Origin of the sequence: Microcoleus sp. S13C4 (assembly GCF_036700865.1) — a bacterium.
Classification (GTDB): Bacteria; Cyanobacteriota; Cyanobacteriia; order Cyanobacteriales; family Microcoleaceae; genus Microcoleus.
In genome coordinates this window covers 1-11,649 of record NZ_JAUBPS010000038.1, presented here as the reverse complement: position 1 = coordinate 11,649, position 11,649 = coordinate 1, and the positions used below count along the sequence as shown (strand labels likewise).

General features: G+C 44.7%; 7 protein-coding genes. 1 reads left to right on the top strand and 6 read right to left on the bottom strand.

The window, feature by feature from the left end; translation table 11 throughout:
* Positions 1-100: 100 nt before the first annotated feature.
* From QT996_RS16925 to tkt, 6 genes are all read right to left on the bottom strand, one after another.
* The gene (locus tag QT996_RS16925; RefSeq protein WP_333047866.1) at positions 101-1,189 is read right to left on the bottom strand and encodes a response regulator; all 1,089 of its coding nucleotides are present in this window, start codon (positions 1,187-1,189) and stop codon (positions 101-103) included.
* A 124-nt stretch (positions 1,190-1,313) separates the two neighbouring features.
* Positions 1,314-2,816, bottom strand: coding sequence for an ATP-binding protein (locus QT996_RS16920; RefSeq protein ID WP_333047865.1), 1,503 nt, complete (start codon positions 2,814-2,816; stop codon positions 1,314-1,316).
* Between the two features lie 91 nt (positions 2,817-2,907).
* A complete protein-coding gene (locus tag QT996_RS16915) occupies positions 2,908-3,060 on the bottom strand; it encodes a hypothetical protein (RefSeq protein ID WP_333047864.1) in 153 nt (50 codons plus the stop codon).
* Positions 3,061-3,357: 297 nt separating this feature from the next.
* The gene (locus QT996_RS16910) at positions 3,358-3,804 is read right to left on the bottom strand and encodes a response regulator (RefSeq protein WP_333047863.1); all 447 of its coding nucleotides are present in this window, start codon (positions 3,802-3,804) and stop codon (positions 3,358-3,360) included.
* Positions 3,805-3,921: 117 nt separating this feature from the next.
* Positions 3,922-6,759 (bottom strand): PAS domain-containing sensor histidine kinase, encoded by a 2,838-nt coding sequence (locus QT996_RS16905; RefSeq protein WP_445304574.1) that lies wholly within the window; start codon positions 6,757-6,759, stop codon positions 3,922-3,924.
* A gap of 523 nt (positions 6,760-7,282) precedes the next feature.
* Positions 7,283-9,298, bottom strand: coding sequence for a transketolase (tkt, locus tag QT996_RS16900; protein ID WP_333047861.1), 2,016 nt, complete (start codon positions 9,296-9,298; stop codon positions 7,283-7,285).
* 545 nt (positions 9,299-9,843) lie between these two features.
* On the opposite strand from tkt, the gene lysS reads away from it, so the two are divergent.
* Positions 9,844-11,397, top strand: a complete 1,554-nt coding sequence (gene lysS / locus QT996_RS16895) for a lysine--tRNA ligase (RefSeq protein ID WP_333047860.1) — start codon at positions 9,844-9,846, stop codon at positions 11,395-11,397.
* The last annotated feature ends 252 nt before the right edge of the window (positions 11,398-11,649 follow it).

Sequence of the window (11,649 nt, the reverse complement as noted above, 5' to 3'; positions counted from 1 at the left end):
ATTATAGAGTTTAGATTTGACAAGTGGGAATGACTTATGCCATAAGGGTTGGGAGTTTGCTTACAGTGGTATTCTTTTTTGAAACTGGTATAATCATTGTTTAGACAGGCAGGGAAACGCAAACTATGGTTTCTTTCTGCGGGAAACTTTCTATTTTAAATTCTCCTCCGTGCAATTCTACAAGGCGTTGAACGATAGCTAAGCCCAATCCCAAACCTGCTTGTTGGTAAAGTTTGCGATCGAACTGCCTGTAAGCTTCTAGCTGTGCAATCTGATCGGTAGTCATGCCGCGACCTTGGTCTTTGATAGACAGAATAAAAGTCTGATTTTCGACGAAAGTGCTTAATAAAACTGGCGTTCCTTCTAAAGAAAATTTGAAGGCATTGTCCAATAGTTCTTCAACAATTTTTGCGAGTCTGACAGAATCAATAGCTACCGAAGAATCTTGCAAGTTTAATTGTAAATCGTCGGTTCTATTCGCGTGTTTTGCTTGCTGCCGCGCTTTTTGGCTCAGCAAAGATTTTACACAGCTAAATTCGCTGTTACGCATCTCCTTTAGCAGTTCGGGATTTGTGGCTGCTATCTCCAGTTCTGCATAGAGCAAAAAGTTCTGAATCAGTCGATACAAGCGATGACCGGAAGTTTGAATTTGACCGATCATCTCTAAGATATCTGATTCCTCTAAGACCTGATATTCTGACAAAATCAGTTCAGAAAAACCCATAATTGCATTCAAAGGAGTCCGCAATTCGTGAGGCAGCGACATACTAATATTAGTGCGTAATTCGTCTAGCGTCTTTTGAGAGTGCCGACTAATTGTTTTTTGTTTTTCAAGTCTAATAGCAATGGCTTTTAGCAGTTCTTGGGGCGTACACGGCTTAGTAATGTAATCGTCCGCTCCCAGTTCCATGCCCGTGCGAACGTCAACTTTATCGGCTTTAGCAGTGAGGAAAATAAACGGAATTGTGGCAGTCACGGGTTCCGATCGCAAAGCTTTGAGGACGCCGTGACCGTCTACTTCCGGCATCATCATGTCGCACAAAATTAAATCAGGGATTTGTTCGATCGCCAATTTGATGCCGACTTGGCCATTAATCGCTCCTATTCCTTCAAAATTCTCGGCTTCCAGCAACTCTAAAATATTCTCTCTAATCGCTTCTTCGTCTTCTATTACCAAAATCTTAGCCACGGTGATAGCTCCTTTTAGTTAGTAGTTTGTTAGAAAATTCTGGGCGCAGACACTTGATAAGTTTGTTTGTTAGGCGCTTAATTAATTGTTAAGTAGCGGATAAGTATAGTTGATAATTCAGTTGTTATTGACTGGGAGGGGAGATTAAAGGCAAGGTAATAGTGAAAGTTGTGCCTTTTCCTTCTTGACTGTCGATGGCGAGTTGGCCGCCGTGAAGTTCCACAGCCCTTTTCACAATTGCTAAACCAAGACCGGTTCCCGAAATAGTGCCGACATTTGTAGCTCGGTAAAAAGTTTCTAATATCCGCTCTCGATCGGCTTGGGGAATGCCGATGCCCCGGTCTTGAACTTGGAAAACAGCGTCTTTGTTTTGACAGTTGAGCCGCAAGGAAACTGTAGTGCCGGCGGGGGAATATTTGATGGCATTTGAGAGGACGTTTCCTAAGATTTGCCGCAGCAGTTTTTCATCCATTTGAGCGTCGCAGTTACCGCCTTCATATTGAAAGGCGATCGGGTGTTGGTTGCTGTCGTTGACCTGCTGCTCTTCTACCAGGTGACGGCAAAATTTTTCGAGGTTTAAGGAAATCGGTTGAAACTGCAAGGTATTTGCTTCGATTTTGCCAATTACCAGGATATCTTCTAATAACTCTGTCATGCGTTTAATGGCTAATTGAATCCGCATAAAATGAGTAGATTTTTTATCTTGGGGCCACTGAGAACTATAATCTTGCAGCAATCCAGCCGAAAATTGGATGGTTGTCAAAGGTGTGCGGAACTCGTGGGAAACCATTGTGACAAATTTAGCTCGGAGTTCTGAAAGTTCCTTTTCTCGTGCGAGGGCTTTGAGAATTTCCGCTTCTGCTCGTTTACGATCGCTAATGTCACGGGCTTCGGCAATCAGCAGCAAAACTTGTCCTGTTTCATTTTTAACAGGTTTCAGTGAGAAATCAACTGTCACAATTTGGCCGCTTTTGCCTAACAAATCGATTTCGCTGCGGAAAAACTCGCCACGACTTGCTTTGCCGATCGCGGATTGTAATTGTTCGGAAACCTGTAGCGACTGGGCCCAAATCGCCATTTCCCAAATCGGGCGGCCCACAATATCCTCCGATCGCAATCCGGCAAAATCGAGGGCTGTCTCGTTGACTTCCAGCACAATTCCTTGGGGAGTCAGCAGCTTGGTTAGCTGAAACGATGAGTCAAAAATCGCCCGAAAGCGGCGCTCGCTTTCCCGCAGCATTTGAAATGTTTGAGATCGTTCGATCGCGTAGCGGATCGTCCGCACTAATAATTGAGTAGTAATTTGACCTTTAACAATGTAATCTTGAGCTCCCAAGCGAACTGATTCAAGTGCGATCCCCTCATCATCCAAGCCCGTCATTACCACCATTGCCGTATCCGGGGCAACTTCTCGCAGGCGAGTTAGGGTTTCCAAACCGCGGCTGTCGGGCAAAGAAAGGTCGAGCAAAACTACATCAAAGGGTTGTTTACACAATTGTGCGATCGCCTCATGCAAGAACTCAACAGACACCAGTTCCCACTGGACTCCCACAGATACTTCTAACAGTTCTGCAAGCAAATCAGCATCAGCCGGATTGTCTTCTACTAACAGAATTTTAATCCACATAGCTTAGACGTTTTTGACTGTAAAAATTTTACTCTACCAATCTTAGGTTAAACTTTTTTGCTTTCCCTTGCCATTTTCAACTTGAAAATTATTATTTGGGAACTGTTACCACCACCAGCCACCAATCCTCAATCCATTTCACCAGCTTAGCGACTTGACTAAAATCGATAAGCCTAGTGATGTAGCACCCGGCTGACAGGGCATAAAACTTGATCATCTCTTCATTGGCTGCTGAGGTTCTCATAATTACCACCCGAATCATTTTTAACTAGAGTGCGGATTTAATTTATATCAAAATTTTTCAACCCTTGTTTTAGACCAAATTAAGCACAGTTAAATCGAAACAAAAAAAACAGAAACAAGCCTTTTTTCTCGAATCAATTTGCTGATACCCTCTCTTCTACTTTTGTACAAATTGTTTAAAATTGACTTGTCGCCAGCTTTTCTAAATCCCAGTTCGCATCCCTGAGCAAATCATCCACAGCAGAATTTCCATAGGTTAAAAAAATTTAGAGCACTCATAAGCAAAGCATCTGTTCGTTTAATTTAGAGGAAGTTTGACGACTGCCAGCCAGAATTCCTCAATTAACCTGACTACCTTAGTAAATTCTACGAAGTCTACTGGTTTTGTTATGTAACAGTTGGCGTGAAGCGAGTATGACTTAAAAATATCTTCGGGAGCTGCTGAAGTGCTGAGAATCACTACAGGAATTAATTTTAACTTTGGGTCATTTTTAATTTCTTCTAGCACTTCAATACCGCTTTTTTTCGGCAGATGCAAATCGAGCAAAATCAAATCGGGACGAGGTACCCTCAAATAGGGTTCTTTTCGGCGCAAAAACTTGATTGCTTCGACTCCATCCTCCACAAAATGCAAGTTATTCAATATTTTACCCTGATTGAGGACTTCTATTGCCAAATCGGCATCGCTGGGAGAATCCTCAATCAGCAGAATCTCTATAGGTCTAACAGTGCTTCGATCGCTCATAATCGGCGTATCCTTTAAAGTATAAAAACAAAATTGAACTTTGAGGCTTCAGATACTAATTATAGGAATATACCAATCATAAGGGATTTTATAGCTCGGTAAAATCTGAAAGTCTTTCTATACAAGAAGTCTAGGAAGATAAGAGGGCGTTGTGTTGTGAGATTCAGATCGGATTGCTATAGTGAAGTAAAAAGTCGCTCCTTTTTCCTCTTGAGATTCCACCCAAATGCGCCCGCCGTGGCGTTCCACAATGCGCTTGCACATCGCTAAACCTATACCAGTACCGGAATATTGGCGGCGGGAGTGCAGGCGCGAAAAAATGATAAAAATGCGATCGGCATACTGCGGATCGATGCCAATGCCGTTATCGCGGACACTGAACACCCATTCGCTCTCTTGCCTGCGGGCAGCGATATGAATCAACGGGATATCTTGGCGACAAAATTTGATGCTGTTGGCGAGCAAATTTTGGAATAATTGCACCAGTTGAAATTCATCCGCCATCACGGTTGGCATCGCGTCGCAGGTGATTACAGCTTTTGTTTCGGCGATCGCAATTTGCAAATTGCACAAACTTTGTTGTACAGCAGCGTTGCAGTCCGCCGGCTCAAACTCGTGACCCCTCGTTCCCAGGCGCGAATACGCCAACAAATCGTTAATTAACTGTTGCATTCTGGTGGCGCCATCAACAATATAATTAATATACTTATCTGCGCGATCGTCCAAATTTCCTTGATAGCGCTGAGCGAGCAATTGAGTGTAACTGGTAACGGCTCGAAGCGGTTCTTGCAAATCGTGGGAAGCCACATAAGCAAATTGTTCTAATTCCTCGTTGGAACGCTTCAAATCTTCTGTAAGTTGCAGCATTTGCTGCTCTGCTTCTTTGCGACTTGTAATGTTGTAAACCAAGGCGCAACAAGACAGCAGATTACCCTGGGAGTCCATGACTGGACTGGTAGACATATCCGTCCAAATCTCTTTGCCATCCTTGCTTTTAAATTTAAATTCGTGTTGTTCAGGAATACCTTGCTTGCGCCGCTCGACATTATCAAGAGCTTGTTGTTTTTCCCGTTCGTCCATGAAATCAAAAAGCGATCGCCCGAACATTTCTAATTCATTATAGCCCAGCATTCGCGCCATTGCGTGGTTCACGTAAGTGGTGAGACCATTACTATCAATTACCCAAATACCTTCTTCTGCTAATTCAACTATTTGTCTGTACTTGAATTCACTTTCCTGCAAAGCTGTTTCAGTTAGTTTGCGCTCGGTGATATCTTTCATAAAACAGTGGTTGCCGTTAAATATTCCGTGTTCGTCACAAGCTTTTACCATTGTTACTTGCTTGTAAAAAAACGAGCCATTTTTGCGAACTCCTCTAGCTTCTACTTCTACTTTGCCAGAAATGACCATTTCCTGATAAGCTGAGATCATCATCTCAATATCGCCCGGATGTACGGTGCTCTGCCATTCCATGCCAAGCATTTGTTGCGGTTCGTAACCGCATTTATGAGCGTAAGCTCGGTTAACATTCACGTAGCGCCCCTCAATATCCAGCCGCGAAATGCCTTCCACCGCATTTTGCAAGGCATTGGTGAGGTCCCGCAGCTCTTTTTCAGCTTGTTTGCGATCGCTAATATCCTGGCCGATACCCAGAAAACCGTTAATATTTCCGTTACAATCAAATAAGGCAGTCACCGACAGCAGTACCGGAAACCGCGAACCATCTTTGCGAATGTAAGTCCATTCATTTTCGTCAGCGATTTCCCGGCACGGCAAGGCAAAAAATACTTCAATTCCAGCCTCTATTTTCACTCCCAATTCATGAGAAAGAACTTCAGCTCTTTTAGCTATCTCCAGAGGATCGTGAATTATTGCTAGGGTGACTTGCCCCACCACTTCTTCTCGCGAATAACCTAAAAGTTTCTCTGCCGCACGATTAAATGTTTTAATTGTACCGTCGGGTTGTGTAGAAATAATTGTGTAGTTAGCGCTATTAAGAATGGCATTTTGCAATTGCGTCAATTCCAATAAAGTGATCGCAATTTTTTCGCGGTAGGCTATTTCTTTTTGCAATTTGTGGTTAGAAATTTCTATTTGAGCAGTGCGCTCAGCAACTCGATGCTCCAGAGTTTCATTGAGCCGCCGATTCTCATTTTCTACCTGCTTGCGTTCTGTAATATCAGTAATAGTACACACATAACTTTCAACCTCCCCATTTTTTCCGATTTGACCGACAGATTGACCGAATACCCAACTGATTTGAGTGGGATTAATGCCTTGAAAGCGGTACTCAGATTTAAACGGTAATTTCTGCTGCACGGCGCTATACCATTCACTAAAAACACGCTCGCGGTCGTCTGGATGAATGCCTTGCAACCACCCTTTGCCCATAGCTTCATGGCAGGTAATTCCCGAAATTTGACACCAGCGCTCGTTGACATACAAGCAGTGTCCTACAGCATCTGCATAAAATATTCCCACCGGTGAAGCTTCAGTTAAAGTTTGATAGCGAGCTTCGGTTTCTCGGCGTTCAAGGATTTCTTTTTGCAGTATTAGATCTATCATCCCTAATTGAGTTGGGCTGAGGAGAGTTAATGCTTGAGGAAGTAAAGGAATTAATGCAAAAGCGGTGTAAGCAGAAATCGCAGCGGTCATAATTTTCAGACTGCCAGAAACCCAATAAACAGGATGCCAAAGCGTCCAAACTTCCATTATATGAGTAGTTCCGCAGGAGATAATAAAGGCTGCAAATAGCCAAAAGATATTGCGAAAGGGCAAGTCTTTTCGCTGACAGATAAAATAAATTAGCGAGAGGGGTATTGAATAGTAAGCCAGGGCAATGATAGAGTCTGACACTATGTGGAGTGCTACTAGCTCTCGCTGCCAAAGGTAACAGTAGCCCTGAGGAAGATAATGCCCGGTGAATAACAGCTTATTTAAAAAGTTCCAAATCATAAACGGAATGGGAAATGGGGAAGGAGTAATTTAACGCCATAACTTATAACTTATCTTAACTCTCTGAAATATACTGTTCTGGAGGCACGGGGGGCTAAAAACCCGCTTTCATCATAAATTCCTCATTGCCAAACCGAATATTGTTGTAGAAACTGGTTTTTCTTCCGTAAGTCTTAATATAGCAATTCTCAATGATTCGAGCTATAGCGAACTCTAGGTTGGGTAGAACTCAAATCTTGCACCATTGTCAGCAACAGGCTTTCAGGCCTGTTCCACAAAAGATAAATTTTCTTGTGGAACAGGTCGGAAAGCCTGTTCATAAAAGGCTAATTGAGAATGGTGCAATATCTCACGTAGAACGAAGTGAAACCCAATATTCCGATTTTAGATTTTAGATTTTAGCTTTTCCTTCCTTCTTCCTTCTTCCTTCTTCCTTCTTCCTTCTTCCTTCTTCCTTCTTCCTTCTGCTATAAAAAATGGGGCGAGCCAGAAGCCCGCCCCATCAAAAATTATGCTGCTGCTATTAACCCAACAGCGCCTGAGCCTTAGCTACCACATTATCAACAGTGTAGCCAAACTTTTCTAAAGCCACGGGGCCCGGTGCAGAAGCGCCGAATCTGTCAATACTGAGGCTATCGCCTTCAGAACCCAAATAACGTCCCCAGCCGAAGCTAGAACCTGCTTCAACGGCCAACCGTTTAGTAACAGCTTTCGGCAGTACAGATTCGCGGTAAGCGGCATCTTGTAAGTCGAACAATTCCCAGCAAGGCATCGAAACTACCCGCACTTTATTGCCTGCGGCGCGCAATTTTTCAGCGGCATCAACGCAGAGGTATGTTTCGCCACCGGTGCCGATTAAAATGATGTCGGGAGTGCCGCCGTCGTCGGACAAAATGTAAGCGCCTTTGGCGGTTCCTTCGATGGAGCTTCCAGCCAAGTTAGGCAAGTTTTGGCGCGACAAAGCCATTAAAGTGGGGCGGGTGCGGCTTTCAACTGCCACTTTGTAAGCGCCGGATGTTTCGTTGCCATCCGCAGGGCGCATTACCAACAAATCGGGAATTACCCGCAGAGAAGCGATGGTTTCTACCGGTTGGTGAGTCGGGCCGTCTTCGCCCAAGGCTACGGAGTCGTGAGTCATTACATAAATCACGCCAGCTTCCGAGAGTGCAGAGAGGCGAATTGCTCCCCGCATATAGTCAGCAAATACCAAGAAAGTAGCGCAGTAAGGAATCAAACCGCCGTGCAGAAGCATACCGTTGGCGATCGCACCCATGCCGTGTTCCCGCACACCAAACCGCAGGTTACGTCCTTCGTACTGACCTTGTTGGAAGTCTTTTTCACCCTTGAGCAAAGTCATGTTAGAAGATGCTAAGTCAGCGGAACCGCCGATCAGTTCAGGTAACACACTTGCCAAAGCATTCAAACATTTTCCAGAATGATTCCGAGTCGAATCGGCCTTATCTTCTGCCTTGTATGTAGGCAAAACTTTATCCCAACCTTCAGGAAGTTTGCCGGCAACTGTGCGCTCATATTCTGCAGCTTCTGCAGGATATGCTGCTTTATAAGCATCAAAAGCTTTCTGCCATTCTTGCTCAGATTGAGCGCCTCGTTCGACTGCTTTGCGGAAGTGTGACAAAGCATCATCAGGAATCTCAAACGGTGCGTGTTCCCACTTCAAGAAATCACGAGTTGCTTGCACTTCATCGCTACCCAAAGCAGCGCCGTGAGCACTGTAGGAATTGCGCTTGTTTGGAGAACCGTAACCAATAATGGTACGGACTTTAATCATGGACGGTTTGTCCGTGACTTTTTTGGCTTCTTCAATAGCTTTGTGAACTGCTTCTAGGTTAGTATCTTCGTCTAGAGCGGTATTGTCTACTGTAATAACGTGCCAATTGTAAGCTTCAAAACGCTTGCCGACATCTTCAGTAAAGGCCAAGCTTGTGTCGCCTTCAATAGAAATGTGATTGTCATCGTACAAGGCAATTAATTTGCCGAGTCCCAGGTGTCCGGCCAAAGAACAAGCTTCGCCAGAAACGCCTTCCATGTGGCAGCCGTCACCCATGATGACATAGGTGTAGTGGTCAACAATTTTGTGGTCGGGCTTGTTAAACTTAGCAGCGAGGTGAGCTTCTGCCATTGCCAAACCGACGGCATTAGCAATTCCTTGTCCGAGGGGGCCGGTGGTAACTTCTACGCCTTCGGTGACGAAGTTTTCAGGGTGTCCGGGGGTTTTGGATTCCCACTGACGAAATTGCTTGATGTCGTCGAGGGTGACGCTATCGTAGCCAGTCAAATACATGAGGGCGTACTGTAGCATACAGCCGTGTCCGGCGGAGAGGACGAAGCGATCGCGATTAAACCACTTGGGGTTTTTGGGGTTGAACCGCATGAACCGATCCCACAGCACGAAGGCCATAGGGGCAGCGCCCATCGGCAGTCCTGGATGGCCTGATTTTGCTTTTTCTACCGCATCGATGGCCAAAAAGCGGATAGAGTTGATGCAGAGTTCTTCGAGTGATTGGGTTGCAACAGCCATAATTCTGGTTTTTATATGTACTAAGAGAGAGTGTGTGTGGTCGATTCTGACAGAGGTGCGATGAGCCGAGTTCGATCGACGACTATCGTCTCTACTGTTCAGTTTCGATGGAACTGCCGTGAGGCTGCACTACATATCATCTCACCTGTTGCGATCGACAGACAACTTAATTTTTTAATGTTTCGACCGCTTTGTGCAGTCGATAACAATTGTTGTCTGCTGACTGTTGACTGTTGACTGTTGGGGAGATGGAGTAGGAGGGATGGAGAGGATAGAAGACTTCCGTCAGGATTAAAACCTTACTGACCTTCCGCATCTGTCGATCGCCAGTGTATCTGGATTATCTGACAAATTGGTCTATGTTGACCAGTTATGATAGAGTTTGGTGTTTCTGACATTTTGCAGCTTTGTCACGAACAGGCAAGATGCCTGTTCCACAAAGAGTGAATTTTCTTGTGGGCGTTGCTTTGAGCAACGCCCGATCGCACGATCGCCAGAATAGTGCAAGATGTCAGATATTTGTAATTTTAATCAGGCAATAACTAATGACTCTGAGTGAAGCCGAAGTCCGCAGTCAAAAAGTAGACGAACTGCGATCGCAAGGCATAGAACCGTATCCCAGTGAATCCTACGCGCGATCGCACACAGCCCAACAAGTTCGCGAAATATTTAGTCAGCCGGGAAAAGAACTCGCAAACGGAGAAAGTGACCCCGAAGAAATTCCCCTGCGATTAGCCGGCCGCATCACTTCCAAGCGAGACAGCGGCAAAATTGGTTTCATCGATTTAAAAGACGCCACAGACAAGATTCAACTCAAAATCGAGAAAGCAATCGTCACCGGCGAAGTCGGTTTGAGCTTTGAACAAATTAAAAAATTGCTCGATATCGGCGATTTTGTCGGCGTCGAAGGTATCGGCTGCCGCACCCCCAGGGGAGAACTTTCTATTTTAGTGAGGGAATTAAAGCTTTTATCAAAAGCTACAATTCAATTTCCCGATGCTTATTACGGAATAAACGACCCCGAAGTTTGCCGCCGTCACCGCGAAATGGATTTGGCAAGCAACCAAGATGCGCTCAACCGTTTTATGCTTCGCAGCCGCATCGTTCAAAGCATCCGTTCCTATCTCTGGCAAGCCAATTTTTACGAAATAGAAACGCCAACACTGCAAGCTATTTACGGCGGTGCTGCTGCTAAGCCCTTCATCACTCACCACAATGCTTTAGAGGTAGATTTGTATTTGCGAGTGGCTCCAGAACTGTTCTTAAAAAGAGCAATTTGCGGCGGTTTCGAGCGAGTATTTGAACTAGGGAAAGCATTTAGAAATGAGGGAATTGACAGCACCCACAATCCTGAGTTTACCTCTTTAGAAGTTTACCAAGCTTATGCTGATGTTTTCGACATTTTAGGAGTTGTCGAAGACGTGATGTGTTTCGCAGCGGCGGCGGTATTTGGAGATGTCAAAGAAATTGAAAATCAGGGGGAAACGATTAGTTTAGAACGCAAGTTCGACTACAGCGAAAAATATCCCGGTTTCAACGGCAAACACTGGCAAGTGAAAACGATGGTAGAAGCTGTCAGAGACGAGTTTGGGCTGGATTTTGACAGTTTGGACTTAGAAAGTGCGATCGCCTCTGCAAGCAAGTTAGAATTGCACCTGTCTAAGTTAGAACAACAGAGTTTAGGCTACGTGCTGTATGCAGTTTTTGACAAATTAGTTGTTCCCAAACTAATTCAACCTACATTCATCATCGACTATCCTGTCGAAGTCAGTCCATTAGCAAAAGGACATCGCAGCAAGCCGGGATTTGTAGAACGTTTCGAGCTGTTTATCAACGGTACAGAATACTCAAACGGATTCTCAGAATTGAACGATCCGAAAGAGCAAAGAAAGCGGTTTGAGGAACAGTTAGCGCAGAAAAATGCGGGCGATGACGAAGCGCATCCAATGGATGAAGACTTTATTCAAGCACTATCTTTGGGAATGCCTAACTGTGCGGGGATGGGCATCGGCGTTGACAGATTGGTGATGCTTTTAACTAATACTCAAAGCATCCGCGATGCGGTGATGTTCCCGACAATGCGGCCTGTTAAAGATTGATTGCAATACGGTTCAGTTAAGCTCGATCCCCCCTAGCCCCCCTTAAAAAGGGGGGGACAATAACTTACTTAAAGTCCCCCTTCTTAAGGGGGATTTAGGGGGATCTCCGAGGAATAAATAGCCTTAACTGAACCGTATTGAGATTGATTGGAGTAGGTTTTTTTCAGATGTCTAATACTGTAGTTTAGACTAAAAAATGATTGCAGCCAAAAGTAGCTGCCTTTGAATATCCGGCAAGCTGTTACTCAAAAA